This is a genomic window from Pseudomonas nitroreducens NBRC 12694 (assembly GCF_002091755.1).
Lineage (GTDB): Bacteria > Pseudomonadota > Gammaproteobacteria > Pseudomonadales > Pseudomonadaceae > Pseudomonas > Pseudomonas nitroreducens.
This window is the reverse complement of the sequence record NZ_BDAI01000001.1, coordinates 506319-527301: the sequence shown is the minus strand read 5'-3', so window position 1 is coordinate 527301 and position 20983 is coordinate 506319. Positions and strand designations below refer to the sequence as shown.

The following is a 20983-nucleotide window of genomic DNA, read 5'->3' as shown; positions in this document are numbered from 1 at the left end:
ACGACTGTTCTGGAACAGTTTGCACTTTTTGGCTACTGTTTCGGTTCAATGACCGAGGGATGGCCGTCATGTCCAATCTGCTGCTCTACCAGCGCATCGCCCAGCAACTGGCGGAAGACATCCGTCGTGGTGTCTACCAGCCGGGCGAGCGCGTGCCGTCCGTGCGCAAGTTGAGCACCCAGCTCAACGTCAGCCATGCCACGGTGCTCCAGGCCTATGCCACCCTCGAAGATCAGGGGCTGATCCGCGCGCGCCCGCAATCCGGATTCTACGTGCACCGCACGCCGGCGCTGACTGCCTCGACACCGGACATCGCCCGTGTCGAGCGGCCGGGGCTGGTCACCCGCAGCAGCATCATCAATCAGGTGCTCGCCGAGGCGCGCCGCGAAGGCGTGTTCCCGCTGGGCGCCGCCGTGCCGCACGTGGATTACCTCCCGGTCCGTGCGCTGCACCAGCAATTGGCCAAGGTCACCCGCTTCTCCAGCCCGCGTGCCTTCAGCTACATGTTCAGCCCCGGCTACGAGCCGTTGCGCCGCCAGGTGGCGATCCGCATGCGCGATGCCGGTGTGGTGGTCGATCCGACTCAGGTAACCATCACCCATGGTTGCGTGGACGCCATCCACATGGCTTTGCGCGTGATGACCCGGCCGGGCGACCTGATCGCCACCGAGTCGCCGAGCTATTACGGCCTGTTGCAGCTGGCCGACATCCTCGGTCTGAAGGTCATCGAGATCCCCAGCGACCCGCAGACCGGCATCAGCCTGGAAGCCCTGCAGCTGGCGGCCAACCAGTGGCCGATCAAGGCGCTGGTGCTGACCGCGCGCCTGAGCAACCCGCTGGGCGGCACCATCCCCGAGGATCGCCAGAAGGCACTGCTCAAGCTCACCGCCGAGCACAACATCGGGGTGATCGAGGACGATATCTACGGCGAGCTGATGTTCGACCAGGGCCAGACCAAGGCGCTCAAGGCCCACGACCGTGACGGTCGTGTGGTGTACTGCTCGAGCTTCTCCAAGACCATTTCCCCGGGAGTGCGCATCGGCTGGATCATCGCCGAGCGCTACCAGGAGGAAATCCGCCGCCTGCAGACCTTCACCACGCATTCGGCGTGCACCGTCACCCAGATGGGCGTGGCGGCCTACCTGGAGAACGGCGGCTACGACCGGCACCTGCGCTACATCCGCCAGGAGTACCGCAAGAACATGACGGCCTACCAGCTGGCGGTGCAGCAGTACTTCCCCGAAGGCACACAGATGACCCGGCCCAAGGGCGGCTTCATCCTCTGGGTCAGCCTGCCGGCCAAGGTCAACACCAAGGAGCTGCACGTGCGCGCGCTGGAGCAGGGCATCAGCATCGCGCCGGGGCTGATCTTCAGTAACACCGAGCAGTTCAACAACTGCCTGCGCCTGACCTGCGGCATCCCGTGGGACCGCGAGGCGGAGCGGGCGATCATGACCCTCGGCATGCTGGCCTGCCAGCTGTGCCAGGAGGAACTGATCGCGGCGTGATCGTACCGTCGCAGGAGCGGGCTCCGTCCGCGATAGCTCCGCACCGCGCCGGAGGACATCGCGGACGGAGTCGGCTCCTACGAAAACACCTGTTTGTTTCTGTGTCCGCCTAACCCATTTCTTCAGACGATCTCGTCAAAGCAAGTTGAATCCCTCGACGAGACCGCTGCCGTGCCGATCGCCACGCTGCCGGATGACCACTGCGTTACACCCGTGCCTGCGCCATCGGTGATACTCGGTCGCTGGCGAGAAGCCAGCCACCACCCGCACCGCTACGGATCGAGAGAGTTGAAGAGACCCCTCACGGATGAAAACGACGTCGCCCTGCTGCGGCGTTACCGACAAGGCGACGCCGAAGCGTTCGGCGAGCTTTACGCTCGTCATCGCCTTGGCCTGTTCCGCTTCCTCTGCGGCCTGTGCGGCGACAATGCCCAGGCCGAGGAAGTGTTCCAGGAAACCTGGCTGAGCCTGATCCGCAGCGATAGCCAGCCACTGGGCGCGGCCAGCTTCAAGACCTGGCTGTACCAGATCGGGCGCAACCGCCTGATCGACCATTGGCGCAAGCTGGGTCGGCACCTGGGGCGCCAGGAAAGCTTCGACGAACAATTGCATGGCGATGCATTGGGCGGCGAAAGCACCGACCCCGAGCGCGAGCTGAGCCTTGCCCGCGACCAGCAGCGCCTGCAGGGCGCACTGGAGTCTTTGCCGGTGGAGCAGCGCGAAGTCTTCCTGCTGCGCACCCATGGCGATCTGGAGCTGAACGAAATTGCCGAGCTCACGAAGACTCCGGCGGAAACCGTGAAGAGCCGACTTCGCTATGCGATGCAGAAACTGCGTCGGTTGTTGTCCGACCCGTCGGTGGCCGAGGAGGTGAACCCATGAGCCGCGATCCGCACGAGCAGGAGCTGCTCGAACTCTACCGTCGGCATAGCGAAGCGCAGCCGCCGGCGCAGCTGGACGCGCGCATCCTGGCCGCCGCTCGCGCCGCCGTACAGCAGAAGCCCCCGAGTTTCGCCCAGCGCCTGCACCAATGGTTGCTGGGCGCCGGCAGCCGCCAGCGCTGGGGCGTTGCCGTGGCGGGCCTGGCGACCCTGGGCATCGGCCTGAGCTTGACTCTGCGGACCTTTGAGGACGCGCCAGAGCGCTTTGACGCGCCGGTATCCCCGGCAATGATGCGCGCGCCAGCGCCCGCACCGGCCATGGCGCCACCGGCGGTTCCGGCCGCTGCGCCTTTAGTGGCGGAGCCGCGTATGGCCGCGCCGCAGATGGACAGTGCCGCTGCCGGGGCATCGGTCCAGGAGCTCGCCAAGCCTGCGCCGATGAGCAAGAAAATGGCGGCTGCGGCGGCAAGGGACGAAGTCCGCGCATCTGCCGATGCACAGGCGCGGTCAGGTGTAGCGGCCGAGGGGAAGCTCCAGGCATTCGCCGAGGAGGCCGACGAGCCACGTGCCAGTCTGCTGCACCTGCGCGACTTGCAAGGCAAGGGGCGCAAGGAAGAGGCTGAACAAGTGCGTGAGAGCCTCCGGCAGCGTTTCCCTGGCTTGGGCATCGACAAGGCTCTGAAGGAATTACCTGACAACCCTTGATCAATGACAGGCCGGGTTCAGCCTGCGTCTGTCAGACTGCATGACGTAACGGTTTGTCATGGCAAGACTCTTGCTCCGCAAGGCAACTCGCGCCAGCATTGCGCGGTTTTTCTCACGGTCCGCTCCATGAAGAAGTCTCGAATCCTCGTTGTCGCCAGTCTGTCCCTGCTGCTCGCTGCCTGTGGCGATGAGCACAAGGACAAGGCTGTGGCTCCGGCCCCGGCTGTTGCCCCAGCCGTGACTGCGCCTGCCAGCACACCTGCGCCGGAACCTGCCGCCGAGCAGCCGCGTGAGGAAGAGGCGAAGCCTGCTGCTGCCAAAGTCGTGGCGTCGCCCAAGTCCGCCGCGGTCGAGGCCGCCATCAAGCCAGAGGCCAAGGCGCCCTCGAAGACGCCGGCGCAGGTGAAGAAGCCGCTGGATCCGGTGGTCAAGCAGCCGCTGCCGGCGGTGAAGCTGGACCTGCGTCTGCCCAAGGACCTGGTCCATCAGTTGGAGCCGGACGATACGATCACCGTGATCGAGGAGAAGCCGATCCTGCCGCCGATGTTCGGCGAAAAAGCCGGACAGAGCCCCTTCGAGGTCGGTGGCCGGCTGATCCAGCGCGAGCCCAACGAGCGTGAACCCAACGACGACAGTTGGCACTCGGACATCCGTGGCGCCGAGTTGCAGTTCAAGTTCCGCAACTGATCGCTCGATTTCCCTCCAGGACCGACTGTTTTCTTGTGCGATGCCGTGCCTGCGTTTTGCCCTCTCCCTTCCGAACGGGGCGCACAGCCAGGACGGGAGAGAGGGGAGACTTCGCGAAGCAGTTCGTTATGGTGGCCCTTAGAAACGGTGAGCGCCGCCGCGAATCGCTTCGAACAGCGCGCCATCCAGCGCTCGATAGGCTGTCTCCCCTGGTAGCCGCACGAACAGTGCCTCGGTTACGGCTGAGGGGTCGTAGGCGTTGCGCTTGAGGTCGGTCTTCTTGTATTTGAAGGTCCCGGTGGTCTCTACCTGGGCCAGCAGGCGCAGGAACAGCGGCACGGCATAAGCCGGCAGCTCGCGGTCCAGGTGGGCCGCCAGCTCTGTCGTATCCAGGCTGACGCCGTCGGCGAGGCGCAGTGCAGCCATGCCGCAGCGGCCGTTGGTGCCGGGAATCTCCACGCCGTAGACCACCGCGTCTTCCACGCCGGGGAATGCCCCCAGGGCGTTTTCCACCTCGGTGGTGGAGACGTTCTCGCCCTTCCAGCGGAAGGTGTCGCCCAGGCGATCGACGAACTGGGTGTGCTTGAAGCCGATGTCGCGCATCAGATCGCCGGTGTTGAACCAGGTATCGCCTTCCTTGAACACGTTGCGGTAGATCACCGCCTCGCTCTTGGCCGGGTCGGTGTAGCCATCGAACGGCCACTTGTCGCTGATCTCACTGATCAGCAGGCCGGCTTCGCCCTTGTCGACCTTTTTCATGAACCCCTTGGCGCCCCGTACCGGCTGGTCGTTTTCCAGGTCATAGCGGACGATGGCGTAAGTTGCTGGGGAGAATCCCACCGTATTGTCGAAGTTGAACACATTGGTGAAGCCGATATTGCCTTCGCTGGAGGCATAGAATTCGGTGATCCGCTCGATGCCGAAGCGCTCCTTGAACTCGTTCCAGATCGAGGGGCGCAGGCCATTGCCGATCATGCAGGTCAAGGTATTGCCGCGCTCTTCGGCGCACTCGGGCTGGTTGAGCAGGTAGCGACAGAGTTCGCCGATGTAGCCGAAGCAGGTGGCCTGGTAGGTCTGGACGTCTTTCCAGAACGAGCTGGCGGAAAACTTGCGGCGCAGGGCGATCGCCGCGCCGCCGGCCAGCACGGCGCTCCAGCACACGGTCACGGCATTGTTGTGGTAGCAGGGCAGGGTCAGGTAAAGCACGTCGCTGTTGGTCAGCGCCAGGCCCGAATGGCCGAAGCCGCCGTAGGCCTTGATCCACTTGCCGTGGCTCATTATCGAGGCTTTGGGCAGGCCGGTGGTACCGGAGGTGTAGATGTAGAAGCAGGCGTCCTTCAGGCGCACCTTGGCGGTGTCGGCGAGGTTGTTCGAGTCCTGTTCCTGCGCCAGGCGCATCAGGCTGTGCCAGCCCGCGGGCGCTTGTGCCGCTTCATCGCCATCGGCGATCCAGTAGCAGCGGCCGCCGCTGTTCTCCAGGGCCGGGCGGACGTCCTCGAAGGCTTCGCGCAACTCTTCGCCGACCACGAAATGGCTGGGCTTGACCAGGTTGAGGCTGTGGCTGAGTACCTGGCCGCGCTGGGTAGTGTTCACCAGCGCGCCGATGGCACCGAGCTTGGCCAGGGCGGCGAGCACCACCATCAACTCGGCGCGATTCTCCAGCATCACCGCCACCACGCTGCCGTGTTGCACGCCTTCGGCCTGGAAGGCCCGCGCCAGGCGGTTGGCCCAGCCGTTGAACAAGGCGTAGGACAGGCGCCGGCGTTCGTCGATCAGCGCCGGGCTGTCCGGATAGAGGCGCGCGGCGCGCTCCAGGGCCCAGCCCAGGGACAGGTTCTTCTCGCGGTTGCGGATGCCGGTGTAGTAGAGCCCGCGGAGCATGCGCGGCACGCGGCCGAGTGTGGCCGGCAGGTGGGCGAGGAAGCGGGTCGGGGTGATGATATCGGCGTGGCTCATTGACGCGTGCCCTTATTGTCATTGTTGTCTGGCGTGCAGACGCTCAAGCGCGACTCTAGGGCGCTGCCTGTCGGGAGACTATGGCCCAGGTGCGTGCCTGGCCGGGCAGATCGGCAAACCGGCCGGGTTGCGTTCATCGCAGTCTAGGAGCGGATGGCCAGAGGGCCAGGACGGGATTGTGTCGATTGGTAAAGGACGCGGGCCAAGGCCGGAGGATGAGTGCCTGGCGCATGACTCGTGCTGCGTCATGCGCCCCTGCGGCAAGCCAGGATGCAGGGCGGATAATCGCTTGGAGTTATCCGCCGCCGGCCACGATGGGATCCATCAATCGAGGAACAGATCGGGCACCAGGCTGCCGCCGTTCGGGTCGAAACGGTACTGCTCGAAGTCGCTCTGGCCCTGTTCGCGCAGGATGTCCTCGTCGATCAGCAGCCGACCGCTGATGCTGCGCTCGCTGCTGGAGAGGATGGCGTAGGCGGCGTCCGCCATGATCGCGGGAGTGCGCGCACGCTTGAAGGCGTCGCGGCTGCCCAGCTCGAACTCGATGGCGGCGGTGGCGATCATGGTTTTCGGCCACAGCGCGTTGACGCTGATGCCGTACTTCTTGAACTCCTCGTGCATCCCCAGGGTGAGCATGCTCATGCCGTACTTGGTGACAGTGTAGGGGCCGTGCTGGGCGAACCACTTGCCGGCCAGGTTGATCGGTGGCGACAGGCTGAGGATGTGGCCCTTGCTCTGCTTCAGGTAGGGCAGCGCGGCCTGGCTGCAGACCATCACGGCGCGGGTGTTGATCTGGTACATCAGGTCGAAGCGCTTGGGTTCCAGGCGTTCCACGCCCACCAGCTTGATGGCGCCGGCGTTGTTCACCACCGCGTCGATGCCGCCGAAGTGCTCGGCGGCGCGGGCCATGGCCTCGCGCACGGCGTTTTCGTCGCGCACGTCCAGTTGCAGCGCGAGGGCTTTGCCGCCGGCAGCTTCGACCTCCTCGGCCACGCTGAAGATGGTGCCTTCGAGTTTCGGGTGGGGCTCGGCGCTCTTGGCGGCGATGACGATGTTGGCGCCATCGCGTGCGGCGCGCAGGGCGATTTCACGGCCGATGCCGCGGCTGGCGCCGGTGATGAAGAGGGTTTTGCCTTTGAGGGACATGGGGTGCTCCGTGTTCTTGTTGTCTTTGTCGGACGGCATCGCGGATGAATCCGCTCCTACGAAAAGTGCTTCCTGGTATTCGGTGCGTTTGGACCTGACCTCGCCCCAACCCTGGCTGCGCGCCCCGCTCCAGAGGGAGCGGGGACTGTCTGCTGCGAGGATGAATGCGGTGTCCCCCTTCCGCTCCGAACTGCCCTCTCCTGGGGGAGAGGGCTGGGGTGAGGCGAAAGGAGATTCAGACTGACTCCAGCGCCTCGACCTCCACCAGCAACTGCCGCGATTTCACCTGCTCGCCCTTGGATACCTGCACGCGGCGGATCACGCCGTCGACGCCGGCCTTGAGCGGGTGCTCCATCTTCATCGCTTCCAGTACCAGCAGCAGCTGGCCCTTGCTGACCCGCGTACCTTCGCTCACCAGCACGTCGACGATGGCGCCATCCATCGGTGCCTTCACCGTGCCGGAGCCTGCGCCGCCAGCCGCGCTGACGGGCTCGTGGGTGACGTCCAGCAGTTCCAGGTTGCCGTCCGTGCCGTACAGCCAGAGGCGCGCGCCGTCGAGGTGGAAGGGCAGGCGGCGACGAACGCCGTCGGCTTCGATGATCGCGTCACCGTTCTCCTCGCCGAGCAGGCGCAGCTTGATGGCGGACTCACCGATGCGGGCCAGCAGCGTCGGCTGGGTGCCGTGTTCGCGGACTTCCAGTTCGACGGCGAATTTCTCCTCGCCATGCTTGAGCGCAAAACGCCAGGGCGCGCTGCCCGCGCTACGCCAACCGGACAGCCCAGGCTGGTGCGCTCGGTCGCTGGCCGAAGCCTGGTAGAGCAGGGCGGCGGCGCAGGCCAGTTCCAGAGGTTGCGGCTGGCGCGGGGCCAAGCTCGGGTCGCCGGCGAACTGTTCGCCGATGAACGCCGTGGTGGCCTTGCCGGCGGCGAACTCCGGGTGCTTGAGCAGGTTGGCGAGGAAGCGCTGGTTTCCGGTCACGCCCAGCAGCACACAGTCCTCCACGGCGCGCACCAGCTTGCGCCGGGCTTCCTCGCGGGTGGCGCCGTAGGCGATGACCTTGGCCAGCATCGGATCATAGAAGGGCGTCACCGGCTGGCCTTCGCGCAGGCCGTGATCGATGCGGATGCCGTCCAGCTGCGGCGGCGTCCAGCGCAGCACCTGGCCGGTCTGCGGGAGGAAACCGTTGCCAGCATCCTCAGCGTACAGGCGCACCTCGATGGCATGGCCCTTGAGCTGGATCTGCTCCTGGGTCAGCGGCAGCGGATGGCCCTCGGCGATGCGAATCTGCCAGGCCACCAGGTCCTGGCCGGTGATCAGTTCGGTGACCGGGTGCTCCACCTGCAGGCGGGTGTTCATTTCCAGGAAGTAGAAGGCGCCGCTGGCATCCAGCAGGAACTCCACGGTGCCGGCGCCCAGGTAGTTCACGGAGGCGGCGGCCTTCACCGCAGCGCTGCCCATGGCGGCGCGCAGGTCCTCGGTCAGCACCGGGCAGGGCGCTTCCTCGATGACCTTCTGGTGGCGGCGCTGCACCGAGCAGTCGCGCTCGCCGAGATAGACGATATGGCCGTGGCTGTCGCCGAATACCTGGATTTCCACGTGCCGCGGTTGCACCACGGCTTTCTCCAGGATCAGCTCGCCGCTGCCGAAGGCGTTCTGCGCTTCCGAGCGCGCCGTGCGCAGCTGTTCGGCGAGGTCCTCGCTGCGCGTCACCAGGCGCATGCCGCGCCCGCCGCCGCCGGCACTGGCCTTGATCATCAGCGGGTAGCCGATGCGCTCGGCCTCGCGGCTGAGCGTGGCGTCGTCCTGATCGGCACCTTCGTAGCCGGGAATGCAGGGCACACCGGCTTCGAGCATGGCGATCTTCGACAGGCGCTTGCTGCCCATCAGGTGGATGGCTTCCACGCCGGGGCCGATGAAGACGATGCCGGCAGCCTCGCAGGCGCGGGCGAAGTCGGCGTTCTCCGAGAGGAAGCCGTAGCCGGGGTGGACGGCGCCGGCGCCGGTGCGTTTCGCGGCGTCGAGGATCGCCTCGGCTTTCAGGTAGGACTGGCCGACCGGCGCCGGGCCGATGCACACGGCCTCGTCGGCCAGTTGCACGTGGCGGGCGTCGGCGTCGGCCTCGCTGTACACGGCCACGGTGCGATAGCCCAGGTCGTGGGCGGTGCGGATCACCCGGCAGGCGATCTCGCCGCGGTTGGCAATCAGGATCTTGTCGAAGCTGGGCATGCTGGCTGTTTCCCTCTCCCCAGCCCTCTCCCTGAAGGGAGAGGGGGTTGTTCGGTGCGCGCGTTGGGTCACTGCGCCCAGTTCGGTTTGCGTTTCTGCACGAAGGCCATGGTGCCTTCGGCGCCTTCCGCGCCGGTCACCGCGTCGGCGAACTGGCGGGCAGCGCCGTCCAGCAACGGGCCGAGGGCTTCGGTCTCGGTGGCCAACAGCAGTGCCTTGGTGGCGGCATTGGCGCCCGGCGCGCAGCGACGGACCTGGTCAAGGGTTTCCGCCAGTTGCTCGCCGAGGTTTTCAGCGTTGTCGGCGCAGTGATGCACGAGCCCGAGGCGCAGCGCCTCACGGCCATCGAAGCGCGCGGCAGTCAAGGCCAGGCGGCGGGCCTGGGTCAGGCCGATGCGTTTCACCACGAAGGGCGCGATCTGCGCCGGCAGGATGCCGAGGCTGGTTTCCGGCAGGCCGAACTGCGCGTCGGCCGCCGCGATGGCGATGTCCGAGACGCAGGCCAGGCCGAAGCCACCGCCGAGCACCGCACCTTCCAGCGCGGCGACCAGCACCTGCGGCTGTGCCTGGGCTTCTTCCAGCAGGCCGCCGAAGGCGCGGTTCAGCGCGGCATAGGCATCGGGACCGGTGGCACGGGCGCTGGCCATGTCCTTGATGTCGCCGCCGGCGCAGAAGTGCCCGCCGGCGCCGCGCAGGACAATGGCGCGCACGGCGCGGTCGTCGCGCACGGCGGCGAGCACGGCACGCAGTTCGCCGACCATCGCCAGGCTCATGGCGTTGCGGCTGTCCGGGCGATTGAGGGTGACGTGCAGTACGCCGCCTTCACGTTCCAGCAGGAGGGTTTCGCAGTTCGGCAGTTCACTCATGCCGCAATTCCTCGTTGATTCGTCGTCTTTTCGTAGGAGCGAGCTTGCTCGCGAACCGCATGGCACCGGGGTGCCAAGCGAAACAGCGTTCGCCAGCAAGCTCGCTCCTACAAAGGGCCCAGGCCCTTAGCCCTTCTTCTTGCCCGGCAGGGTGCCCATCAGCTTGCAGATGATGCCCAGCATGATTTCGTCTGCGCCGCCGCCGATGGAGACCAGGCGGGTGTCGCGGTAGGCGCGGGCGATCGGGTTTTCCCACATGAAGCCCTGGCCGCCCCAGTACTGCAGGCAGGCGTCGGTGACCTCGCGGGACAGCCGGCCGACCTTGAGCTTGGCCATGGAGGCCAGGCGGGTGACGTCCTTGCCGCGGATGTACTGTTCGGTGGCCTGGTAGGTGAGGGCGCGCAGGCACTCGATCTCGGTCATCAGCTCGGCCATGCGGAAGTGGATGACCTGATTGTCGATCAGCGCCTGGCCGAAGGTCTTGCGCTCCTTGCAGTAGTCGATGGTGGCGTTGACGCAGTACTCCATGCCCTTGATCCCGCTGGCGGCGCCGAACAGGCGTTCCTCCTGGAACTGCAGCATCTGCATCATGAAGCCCGAACCCTCGGCGCCGATGCGGTAGCGCTGCGGCACGCGCACGTCGTCGAAGAACACCTGGGCGGTCTCCGAGCTGCGCATGCCGAGCTTGTCCAGGTGCGGGCTGATGCTGATGCCCTTGGACTTCATCGGCACCATGATCAGCGACTTGTTGACGTGGGGCTTGTCGTCGGAGGTGTTGGCCAGCAGGCAGATGAAGTCGGCCGACGGCGAGTTGGTGATCCACATCTTGCTGCCGTTGATGACGTAGTCGTCGCCATCCTTGCGCGCGGTGGTCTTCAGCCCGGCGACGTCGGAGCCGGCGCCCACTTCGGAGACGCCGATGCAGCCGACCATCTCGCCGGCGATGGCCGGGCGGAGGAATTCCTCGCGCAGCTCATCGGAGCCGAAGCGCGCCAGGGCCGGGGTGCACATGTCGGTCTGCACGCCCAGGGCCATCGGCACGCCGCCGCAATGGATGGTGCCGAACTCCTCGGCGGCGACCACCGAGTAGCTGTAGTCCAGGCCCATGCCGCCGAATTTCTCCGGCTTGGAGATGCCCAGCAGGCCCAGGTCGCCAGCTTTCTTGAAGACTTCGTGGATGGGGAAGCGACCGGCCTTTTCCCACTCGTCGACGTAAGGGTTGATCTCGCGCTCGACGAAGTTGCGCACGGTGCGGCGGAGTTCTTCGTGTTCCTGGGTGAAGATCATTGTTGTTGTTCTCCTGATGCCTGGTCTGGTTTCCCGCCTCTGGCCCTCTCCCCAACCCTCTCCCTGAAGGGAGAGGGGCTGTCCGGAGTGGCTGGACGGTTCGCATTACGCCGGGTCGCTTTGGCTCCCTCTCCCGCTTGCGGGAGAGGGCGGGGGGAGAGGGTCTTCTGCCCACTCTCCCAATTCCCGATCAGAACCTCGCTACCCCAAAACTATTACCCTTCAGCGGTCGCACGGCCGCTTCCGCACAGATATCCAGCAGATAACCGAGCAATTGCCGCGTGTCGCGCGGATCGATCAGCCCGTCGTCCCACAGGCTCGCCGTGCCGTAGAGCGCGGTGGACTGGGCGTCGAGTTTCTGCGCGGTCATCTGTTCGAGCATGTCGAGCATCTTCGGGTCAGGCTCCTTGCCCTCCTTGGCGTGCTTTTCCTCGGTGACGATGCGCAGCACCTTGCCGGCCTGGGCGCCGCCCATCACGGCGGTGCGGCTGTTGGGCCAGGCGAAGATGAAGCGCGGGTCCAGCCCGCGGCCGCACATGGCGTAGTTGCCGGCGCCGTAGGAACCGCCGACGACCAGCGTGAGCTTGGGCACCGTGGCGTTGGCCACCGCCTGGATCATCTTCGAGCCGTGCTTGATCACGCCCAGGCGTTCGGACTCGGTGCCGACCATGAAGCCGGTGGTGTTGTGCAGGAACAGGATCGGCGTGTTGCTCTGCTCGCACAGCTGGATGAACTGCGCCGCCTTGGCCGCACCCTGCGGGGTGATCGGGCCGTTGTTGCCGATCAGGCCACAGGCGTGGCCTTCGATGTGAAGGTGGCCGCAGACGGTCTGGCTGTCGAATGAGTGCTTGAAGTCGAGAAAACGCGAACCGTCGGCGATGCGCGCAACGATCTCGCGCACGTCGTAGGGCTTCTTCGCGTCCGCCGGGACCACGCCGAGCAGTTCCTGCGCCGGGTACAGCGGCTCCTCCCACGTCAGTTTCGCGCGGGCTGGCAGTTGGTTGTTCCATGGCAGCGCGGCGAGGATTTCCCGTGCCAGGCGCACGCCGTCGGCGTCGTTCTCCGCCAGGTACTCGGCGGTGCCGGCGACCTGGGCGTGCAGCTCGGCACCGCCCAGTTCCTCGTCGGTGGCGATTTCGCCGGTGGCGGCCTTGAGCAGCGGCGGGCCGGCGAGGAACATCTTGGCCTTGCCGCGCACCACCACCACATAGTCCGACAGCCCCGGCTGGTAGGCACCGCCGGCGGTGGACGAGCCGTGCACCACGGTGACCTGCGGAATACCCGCCGCCGACAGGCGCGCCTGGTTGGCGAAGCCGCGTGCGCCCTCGACGAAGATGTCCGCCGCGTAGTTCAGGTTGGCGCCGCCGCTCTCGGTCAGCGCCACCACCGGCAACTTGTTCTCGAAAGCGATCTGCTGCAGGCGCAGGGTCTTCTTCAGCCCGGTGGGGGAGATGGTGCCGCCCTTGATTGCGCTGTTGCTGGCGGTCACCAGGCAACGCACCCCGGCGATATAACCGATGCCGGAGATGATGCCGCCGCCGGCCTGGGTGCCGTCCTTGTCGTCGTGCAGCTTGTAGCCGGCCAGCGAACCGATCTCGAGGAACGGCGCGCCGGCATCCAGTAGCAGGTTCAGGCGTTCGCGCGGCAGCAGCTGGCCGCGCTTGTCGAACTTGGGCTTGGCCTCGGCGGCCTTGTCGAGCACCTTCTGCTCGACCTCGCGGAAGCTCGCCACGGCGGCCAGCATGGCCTCGCGGTTGCGGGCGAAGTCTTCGCCCTGAGGATCGAGTTCGGATTGGATGACGGGCATCGCTTACTCCTGATCCTTGAGGACGTCCGGCAGGTAGGCGCGGTGGAAGCCGTTATAGGAGCGGCTCTGCCCCGGCTTCACCTTCGACAGCGGGAAGGCGCGGCTGCCCTGGCTGGCGGCGCCGTCGATGCGGATGGTGTTGCCGCTGATGAAGGCCGCGCCGGGGGAGAGCAGGAAGACGATGGCCGACGCCACTTCCGACTCGGTGCCGATGCGCTTGAGCGGTACGTGCTCGCGCAGGGTCGGGATCACGGCCTTGAACGCGCCTTCGTAGGTGTCCATGCCGCTGGAGGCGACCCAGCCCGGCGCCACGGCGTTGACCCGCACGCCGGCGTGGCCCCACTCGATGGCGGCGGTCTTGGTGAAGTTCTCCATGCCCGCGCGGGCGGCGCCGGAGTGGCCCATGCCGGGCATGCCGCCCCACATGTCGGCGAGCATGTTGACGATGCTGCCGCCGGTCTTGCTCAGGCTCTGGTTGAACACTTCGCGGGCCATCAGGAAGCCGCCGACGAGGTTGGTGCGCACCACGGCCTCGAAGCCCTTCAGGTTGATCGAAGCCAGCGGCGCCGGGTACTGGCCGCCGGCGTTGTTGACCAGGTGATGGATCGGCCCGCGCTCGGCGATGACCTGAGCGACCAGCGCCTTCACCGCCTCCTCGTCGCGGATGTCGCAGCTGTGCCAGCTGGCGCTGCCGCCGTCCTCGATGATTTCGCCGGTGGTCTTCTCCAGCTTCTCGGCCTTGCGCCCGACCAGCACCACGTGGGCGCCGAGGGCTGCCAGCTCATGGGCGGTGCAGCGGCCGATACCGCTGCCGCCGCCGGTGACGATGATGGTCTGGCCGTCGAACAGGCCGGGTTTGAAGATCGAGTCGTAGCTCATTGTTGTTCTGACTCCGAGGTATCCCGTAGGGCGGATGAAGCGGAACGCTTCATCCGCCGTTGTCGATGGGTGGATAACGCCGGTGGCGTTATTCGCCCTATGTTTGCAGCGAATCGGCGATGGCTTGCGGCACCGCCACCGGGAATTCCAGCAACTGCTGGGCGAAGGCCTTGCCCTGCGGGTCGATACGCAGGCTGGCGACACCGCCGCCGCCCAGGGCGTTTTCCAGCAGGAAGTTCAGGCTGTGTGTGCCTGGCAGGTGCCAGCGACTGACGCGGCCAAGCTGCGGGTCGAGCACGTGCTGCATCCACTCGGCCACCGCGCCTTCGCTCAGGGCCTCGGCGATCCACGGCAGGTATTCGGGCTGGCGCGCCATCACGCCGATGTTGCTGTGGTTGCCTTTGTCGCCGGAGCGCGCCACCGCCAGTTTCACCAAGGGCACGCTGGCCTGCGCCGGGCCAATGGCCGCCGGCACGGGAATGTCGTCGGCCAGCGCGACCGGGTCGAACTGGTCGATGGCGGGCAGGGCGACTGGCTGGCGCTCGCCGTCGATCTCCACGGCCAGCTCGCAGGCGTCCTTGTCGATCAGGAAGGAGAACAGGCGGATCACCGGGTACACGGTCGGGCGGCCACCGACGATGCCGGTCAGGCCCGGCGCCATGCCGGTGGCGGCCTGGGCGATCTCGCGGGAGAACAGCACCAGGGCTTCCTTGCGGCTGTGGCGCACGGCGAGCTTCACCACGATTTCGCGGCTGTCCTCGCGGCGCCCGTGCGGGCCATAGGTGGCCTCGCTGCCGAGCAGTTCGACACTCACTTCGCGATACGGCCCCCAGCCGCGTTCCATGAGGATTTCCTCGGTCTTGGCGATAATCGCCTGGCTGACCCGTTCGGCCTTCTTCACCGCGTCGATACCGGCGATCAGGCAACTGGCGGTGCAGCGGAAACCGTCCGGGTAGGTGGCGCTGACCTTGTACTGGCCGGTCGGCGGCAGGCCGCGCGCGCCACTGACGGCTACGCGGTTCTCGCCGACCTGGGCCAGCTGGACCTGGGTGAAATCGCAGATCACATCGGGCAGCAGGTAGGCGCGCGGGTCGCCGATCTCGTAGAGCATCTGCTCGCCCACCGACAGTGGCGTGACCAGCCCGCCGGTGCCCTGCGGCTTGGTAACGACGAATTCGCCGCCGGCCTGCACTTCGACGATGGGGAAGCCGATATGCTCGTAGTCCGGCACGCTTTCCCAGTCGGTGAAGTTGCCGCCGGTGCACTGCGCGCCGCATTCGATGATGTGCCCGGCCAGTGCGGCCTGGGCCAGCTTGTCGTAGTTGTTCCAGGCCCAGCCGAATTCGTGGACCAGCGCGGCGCTGACCACCGCGCTGTCCACCACGCGACCGGTGATGACGATGTCGGCGCCGGACTCCAGCGCCCGGACGATGCCGGGAGCGCCGAGGTAGGCGTTGACCGACACGCACATCGGCGGCATCGGTGCATCGCTGAACATCTCGCGGATGCCGGCCTTGGCCAGTTCACCCTGGCGCGGCTGCAGGTTGTCGCCGTGCACCACGGCGATCTTCAGCGCCACGCCGGCCTTTTCGCAGGCGGTGGCCAGGGCGTTGGCGCAGGCGCTGGGATTCACCCCGCCGGCGTTGCTGATCACGCGCACCTGCTTCGAAGCGATATCGCCCAGCAGGGGTGTCATCACGTCGACGAAATCGGTGGCGTAGCCGGCCTCGGGGTTCTTCAGGCGCGCGCCGGCCATGATCGACATGGTGATCTCGGCGAGATAGTCGAACACCAGGTAATCCAGCTGCGCGCCGCGCACCAGTTGAGCGGCGGCGGTGGAGGTATCGCCCCAGAAGGCGGAGGCGCAGCCGATACGTACGGATCTAGTCATTGTTCTGCCCGTGACGCTGAGTGATGGATCGACATTACCAAGCAAGCGCTTGGTTGAAAAGCCCCGAGTCGATGACTACCCCAACCATTGGATGGCCAAGCGCTTGCTTGGTTGGCACTCGCGGGCTTACATTTCGTCAGACAACACAAGCACTTGCGGGGCGATTCGATGAATTGCCCTGAGCAAGGTGGCCAGATGGGACCCATGGGGAGAGAAAGCGTGGATGACCGCAAAGCCCGCGAAGTCATGCTGGAGCTGGTCGGGACCGGGCAGATCACCGACCCGGAGAGCGCCCGTGGCAAGTTGCTGCAGACTGCCGCGCACCTGTTCCGCAGCAAGGGCTACGAGCGCACCACGGTGCGCGACCTGGCCGGCGCGGTCGGCATCCAGTCCGGCAGCATCTTCCATCACTTCAAGAGCAAGGACGAAATCCTGCGCTCGGTGATGGAGGAAACCATCCTCTACAACACCGCCCTGATGCGCGCCGCCCTGGCCGATGCCACGAACCTGCGCGAGCGCCTGCTGGCGCTGATCCGCTGCGAGCTGCAGTCGATCACCGGCGGTACCGGCGAGGCGATGGCAGTGCTGGTCTACGAGTGGCGCTCGCTGTCGGAAGAAGGCCAGGCCTACATCCTCAGCCTGCGCGACATCTACGAGCAGATGTGGCTGGAAGTGCTGGAGGAGGCACGCGTGGCCGGATTCACTCAGGCCGATCCGTTCATTCTGCGGCGCTTCCTCACCGGGGCGCTGTCCTGGTCCATCACCTGGTTCCGCCCCGAGGGCAGCCTGACGCTGGACGAGCTGGCCGAGCAGGCGTTGCTGCTGGTGATGCGCGATTGAGGCTCTTGTAGGAGCGAGCTCGCTCCTACATGACTGCTACTGGCTTAGATAATTCGCAACGGATAACTGAACAGCAGCAGGTGCAGGCAGTTCACCGCCGCGTGCAGCAACACGGGTACTGCCAGGCGGCCACTGAAGTGGAAGGCCAGGCCGTAGCCCAGGCCGGCGATACCGGCGACGACGGCGAACAACGGGTTGATCGGCCAGTGCACCATGCCGAACAGCACGCTGGCGACCGCCACACCGGCAAAGGCGCCGAACCGGCGCACCAGTTCGCTCTGCAGCAGGCCGCGGAAGAACGCTTCCTCGGTCAGCGAGATCACGCAGATGTTGACCAGCATCCATAGCCAGAAGCCCGGCGGCCATTTCGGGTTCCACACCACCAGGCCGCCGGCCACTGCAACCAGGGGCACGGCGAACAGCGTGGTGACGATGACGATGGCAGCGAAGTCCGGCGAGCGCCTTTCCTCGGGCACCGGTTCGCGGCGCAGCCACCAGGCGAGCAGGGTCGCACCTACCAGGGCCTTGTCCCAGGACAGGTGGAGGGCATAGACGGGAGCGTCGGGGCTGAGCTGGCGCACTGGCCAGAGTGTCCACGAGGTAGTGCCCGGCAACAGGTGCGCGGCGAGGGCAATACTGAGCACGAGGCAGACCAGCCACCACAGCAGGCGGGGCAGGCGGGTCTCGCCGCAGAGAGTCCAGGCGACATAGAACGCGCCGATCAGCAACCCCACTGGCTGGACGAATCCGAGCGCAAAACCGCAGAGCAACAACACGACTGGCAGCAGCGGCAGGAGTTTCCTGAGCATTCTTTCCTCCATCCAGGGAGGCGCAGTCTAGGCAATTTCGACTGCCACTGGCCATCGCTGTGGCCAGTTTTTACTGAAACGTCAGTCAGTTAAGACATTTCAGCGCTTATCTTCGGCTTCCTTGGCATCCATTTCGGCGTTGCGCTCATGGATGCGCTTGAGCTGTTCCTCGGTGAGCGGGAGCTTTTTCGCGGTGTCGCGCAGCATCATCAGCGCGCCGACGATGGAGCCCAGAGCTAGGGCGATGATCAACCAGGCATACCAGGGCATGGTCCCGTCTCCGACAGTGGCAGTGGAATATCACGATACGCTGTGATTCAGACCTTGTCAGGCGCGGACCGGTTCAGACTGATCGCCTCGCAGAGCTCGCTATCGCCCTTGAGCTTCACGCCACTGGCGTAGGACAGATCCTGCGGGCGCACATTGACTGAGCGCGGTTGTCGGGTGGGGATATGGCCTGGCGCTCGGATTATCCCGCGCCCCGCCACGAGGGCAGGGCGCGGACGGCGCTCAGGCACCCGTGAGCATGGCGTCCGCCGGGGCGCTGGCGCGATGGGCGGCGGTGAGCTGGAAGTACACGAAGCCCGCCGCCATGAAGGCCAGGAAGATCCCGGCGATCTGCAGGTTGAACCACACCATTGCCGCCAGGCACAGCACGGCCAGCGCCAGGGCGATGCCCGGCACCACGGGGAAGCCCGGCGCGCGGAAGCTGCGTTCCAGGTGCGGCTCGCTGCGGCGCAGCTTGAACAGGCTGAGCATGCTCATGATGTACATGACGATGGCGCCGAACACACTCATGGTGATCATCGCCGCGGTCAGGCTCATGCCCTGCAGGGCGATCAGGCCGTCGCTGTAGATCGCCGCGATGCCTACCAGGCCGCCGGCGATGATTGCCCGGTGCGGAGTCTGGAAGCGCGACAGCTTGGCCAGCCCGCGCGGCAGGTAGCCGGCGCGGGCGAGGGCGAAGAACTGCCGCGAGTAGCCGAGGATGATGCCGTGGAAGCTGGCGACCAGGCCGAACAGGCCGATCCACACCAGCATGTGCAGCCAGCCGGAGTTCTCACCGACCACCATCTTCATCGCCTGTGGCAGTGGGTCGTTGATACCCGACAGGGCCTTCCAGTCGCCCGCGCCGCCGGCGAACAGCATGACGCCGATGGCCAGCACCACCAGGGTCAGGATGCCGCTGACGTAGGCCTTGGGAATGGTGCGTTTCGGGTCCTTGGCTTCCTCGGCGGCCATGGCCGCGCCCTCGATGGCGAGGAAGAACCAGATGGCGAAGGGAATCGCCGCGAAGATGCCGCTGATCGCCTCACCGCCGAAGCTGTCGGAGCCGGCCCAGCCGTTGAGCACGAAATTGCTGAAGCTGAAGCCCGGCGCAACCACGCCCATGAACACCAGCAACTCGCCCACTGCGAGGATGGTGACGATCAGCTCGAAGGTCGCCGCGATGCTGACGCCGAGGATATTCAGCGTCATGAAGATCAGGTACGCGCCGACCGCCGCGTGCTTCGGATCGAGGGAGGGGAACTGCACGTTGAGGTACGCGCCGATGGCCATGGCGATGGCCGGCGGGGCGAAGACGAACTCGATCAGCGTGGCGAGGCCCGCCACCAGTCCGCCTTTTTCGCCAAAGGCGCGGCGGCTGTAGGCGAAGGGCCCGCCGGCGTGAGGAATCGCCGTGGTCAGCTCGGTGAAGCTGAAGATGAAGCAGGTGTACATGGTTGCCACCAGCAGCGTGGTGACGAGGAAGCCGAGGGTGCCGGCCACGCCCCAGCCATAGCTCCAGCCGAAGTACTCACCGGAAATCACCAGGCCCACGGCGATGCCCCACAGGTGCAGGGTGCCGAGGGTGGGTTTGAGTTGCGTGCTCATGCGACGTCTCCTGAAGAGAAAGTCAGAGAAGAGAAAGTCCGAACGAGGATGAAAAACACGACCCGCTGATTCGTGCAGTGGCCGTGCCATGCCCGGAGATCAGGTCGCAAAGCCTGGTTTCGCGTCGTTTCGTGAACATTCGCGGCACATTGGCGTGCCTCGAATGGGGGCGCGGCGATTCGTTCAGGTGCGCGGTCCCGCGCTTGTTGCACGGCGATGACCGCAGCGTGACGCTTCGCGGAGCCGCGACGGCTGTCACAGGATGGCAATCTGCCGCTGGTCTACTGGCGCCCATTCCAGCGACCGGAGATTCGCCGATGACCACCCGCGCCCTGCACGAGCTGTTGCGCCAGGTAGCGCCCTTGGCCCCGGAGTTGAGCATCAGCGACGTCGCCGATCGCTTCCTCGATGCCGAGCACCGCGCCTTCCTCTCGCTGCCCGTGGTGGACGAGGCCGGGCTGCCGCTGGGGCTGGTCAGCCGCAACGGCCTGCAGGACATCTTCATGCAGCGCTTCGGCCGCGACCTCTGGGGCCGCCGTCCGGCCAGCGATGTGATGAATGCGCAGCCATTGAAGGTGCGCGCCGACCTGAGCCTCGAAGAAGCCTCGCAACAGGTCACCGCCCAACTGAGTTACCCGATCACCGAGGACTTCGTCCTGGTGGACGAGCAGGGACGCTACCTCGGCCTGGGCACGGTGCTCGATCTGCTGAAAGCCATGGAGCAGCGCGTCGCCCAGCGCAACCGCGCGCTCAACAAGACGCTGCAGGACCTGCGAGAGTCCCAGGCGCAGCTGGTGCAATCGGAGAAGATGGCTTCCCTCGGGCAGATGGTCGCCGGCGTCGCCCACGAGCTGAACACGCCGCTGGGCTATGTGAAGAACAACGTCGCGCTGCTGCGCGAGCTGTTGCTGCCACTGCTCGGCCTTACCGAAGCCCAGGCCCTGTTCAACGAATGCCTGGACGACCCGGCCTGCGACCCCGAGCAATTGGCGCGCACTCGCGCAGCCTTCGAACAGGCCCGCGAAGAAGCGGCGTTGGAACAACTGGTGGGCGATCTCGACCAGTTGTTCGGCGACACCGATTTCGGCCTGGCGCAGATCGGCGAGCTGGTCGGCGGCCTGAAGGACTTCGCCCGCCTGGACCGCGCCCGCAGCGAAGAGGTCGACCTCAACGACTGCGTACGCAGCGCGCTGCTGATCGCCCGCAACAGCATCAAGGAAAAGGCCGAGGTTGCCACCCAGCTGGGCGCGCTGCCCAAGGTTGCCTGCGCCGCCAGCCAGATCAACCAGGTGCTGCTCAACCTGCTGACCAACGCCGCCCAGGCCATGCAGAAGTTCGGCCTGATCCAGGTGAAATCCTGGGCGGACGAAACCCATGTGCACCTCTCGGTCCAGGACAACGGCAAGGGCATGGACGATGAGGTGCGCGTGCGCATCTTCGACCCCTTCTTCACCACCAAGCCGGTGGGGCAGGGCACGGGCCTGGGCCTGTCGATCAGCTACAAGATCGTCCAGGACCACGGCGGCCGCATCCGCGTGGCATCCGAACCCGGACGCGGCACACGATTCCTCATCAGCCTGCCGATCCAGCAGGCCAGCGAACTGAAACGGAGCGCCTGA

General features: G+C 66.1%; 17 protein-coding genes. 6 read left to right on the top strand and 11 right to left on the bottom strand.

The window, feature by feature from the left end; translation table 11 throughout:
* The first annotated feature begins 68 nt into the window (after positions 1-68).
* The 4 genes from PNI01S_RS02435 (at position 69) to PNI01S_RS02420 (ending at position 3781) form a co-directional block, all read left to right on the top strand.
* Positions 69-1508 (top strand): aminotransferase-like domain-containing protein, encoded by a 1440-nt coding sequence (locus tag PNI01S_RS02435; RefSeq protein ID WP_084357596.1) that lies wholly within the window; start codon positions 69-71, stop codon positions 1506-1508.
* A gap of 288 nt (positions 1509-1796) precedes the next feature.
* On the top strand, positions 1797-2390 hold the full coding sequence (locus PNI01S_RS02430; protein WP_024764500.1) for an RNA polymerase sigma factor: 594 nt from the start codon (positions 1797-1799) through the stop codon (positions 2388-2390).
* The gene (locus PNI01S_RS02425) at positions 2387-3094 is read left to right on the top strand and encodes a hypothetical protein (RefSeq protein WP_084357365.1); all 708 of its coding nucleotides are present in this window, start codon (positions 2387-2389) and stop codon (positions 3092-3094) included. Before PNI01S_RS02430 ends, PNI01S_RS02425 begins: the two co-directional genes overlap by 4 nt.
* Before the next feature lie 126 nt (positions 3095-3220).
* On the top strand, positions 3221-3781 hold the full coding sequence (locus tag PNI01S_RS02420) for a hypothetical protein (RefSeq protein WP_084357364.1): 561 nt from the start codon (positions 3221-3223) through the stop codon (positions 3779-3781).
* A 138-nt stretch (positions 3782-3919) separates the two neighbouring features.
* Here the strand turns inward: PNI01S_RS02420 and PNI01S_RS02415 are convergent, their stop codons facing one another.
* From PNI01S_RS02415 to PNI01S_RS02380, 8 genes are all read right to left on the bottom strand, one after another.
* Positions 3920-5737, bottom strand: coding sequence for a long-chain-acyl-CoA synthetase (locus tag PNI01S_RS02415; protein ID WP_084357363.1), 1818 nt, complete (start codon positions 5735-5737; stop codon positions 3920-3922).
* A 324-nt stretch (positions 5738-6061) separates the two neighbouring features.
* Entirely contained in the window at positions 6062-6883 is an 822-nt protein-coding gene (locus tag PNI01S_RS02410) for an SDR family oxidoreductase (RefSeq protein WP_084357595.1), read from the bottom strand.
* Positions 6884-7118: 235 nt separating this feature from the next.
* Complete coding sequence (gene atuF / locus PNI01S_RS02405; protein ID WP_084357362.1) at positions 7119-9110, bottom strand: geranyl-CoA carboxylase subunit apha; 1992 nt, start codon at positions 9108-9110, stop codon at positions 7119-7121.
* A gap of 68 nt (positions 9111-9178) precedes the next feature.
* Positions 9179-9976 carry an isohexenylglutaconyl-CoA hydratase gene (gene atuE, locus PNI01S_RS02400; RefSeq protein WP_084357361.1) on the bottom strand — a complete coding sequence of 266 codons (798 nt, stop codon included), beginning with the start codon at positions 9974-9976 and terminating at the stop codon, positions 9179-9181.
* 126 nt (positions 9977-10102) lie between these two features.
* Entirely contained in the window at positions 10103-11263 is a 1161-nt protein-coding gene (gene atuD / locus PNI01S_RS02395) for a citronellyl-CoA dehydrogenase (RefSeq protein ID WP_038803742.1), read from the bottom strand.
* Between the two features lie 190 nt (positions 11264-11453).
* The gene (gene atuC, locus PNI01S_RS02390; RefSeq protein WP_084357360.1) at positions 11454-13070 is read right to left on the bottom strand and encodes a geranyl-CoA carboxylase subunit beta; all 1617 of its coding nucleotides are present in this window, start codon (positions 13068-13070) and stop codon (positions 11454-11456) included.
* A gap of 3 nt (positions 13071-13073) precedes the next feature.
* On the bottom strand, positions 13074-13949 hold the full coding sequence (locus PNI01S_RS02385; protein WP_024764506.1) for an SDR family oxidoreductase: 876 nt from the start codon (positions 13947-13949) through the stop codon (positions 13074-13076).
* Between the two features lie 97 nt (positions 13950-14046).
* Positions 14047-15840: an acyclic terpene utilization AtuA family protein gene (locus PNI01S_RS02380; protein ID WP_084357359.1), complete on the bottom strand. Its 1794-nt coding sequence runs from the start codon at positions 15838-15840 to the stop codon at positions 14047-14049.
* Between the two features lie 219 nt (positions 15841-16059).
* Between PNI01S_RS02380 and PNI01S_RS02375 the strand changes: the two genes are divergently transcribed.
* Positions 16060-16680: a TetR/AcrR family transcriptional regulator gene (locus PNI01S_RS02375; RefSeq protein WP_186352629.1), complete on the top strand. Its 621-nt coding sequence runs from the start codon at positions 16060-16062 to the stop codon at positions 16678-16680.
* Positions 16681-16724: 44 nt separating this feature from the next.
* On the opposite strand, the gene PNI01S_RS02370 is transcribed toward PNI01S_RS02375, so the two are convergent.
* From PNI01S_RS02370 to eat, 3 genes are all read right to left on the bottom strand, one after another.
* Positions 16725-17489, bottom strand: a complete 765-nt coding sequence (locus tag PNI01S_RS02370) for a CPBP family intramembrane glutamic endopeptidase (protein ID WP_065084402.1) — start codon at positions 17487-17489, stop codon at positions 16725-16727.
* Positions 17490-17588: 99 nt separating this feature from the next.
* Positions 17589-17759 carry a DUF2897 family protein gene (locus tag PNI01S_RS02365; protein WP_065084401.1) on the bottom strand — a complete coding sequence of 57 codons (171 nt, stop codon included), beginning with the start codon at positions 17757-17759 and terminating at the stop codon, positions 17589-17591.
* A gap of 240 nt (positions 17760-17999) precedes the next feature.
* On the bottom strand, positions 18000-19364 hold the full coding sequence (gene eat / locus PNI01S_RS02360; protein WP_084357358.1) for an ethanolamine permease: 1365 nt from the start codon (positions 19362-19364) through the stop codon (positions 18000-18002).
* A 317-nt stretch (positions 19365-19681) separates the two neighbouring features.
* On the opposite strand from eat, the gene PNI01S_RS02355 reads away from it, so the two are divergent.
* Positions 19682-20983 carry a sensor histidine kinase gene (locus tag PNI01S_RS02355; protein WP_084357357.1) on the top strand — a complete coding sequence of 434 codons (1302 nt, stop codon included), beginning with the start codon at positions 19682-19684 and terminating at the stop codon, positions 20981-20983.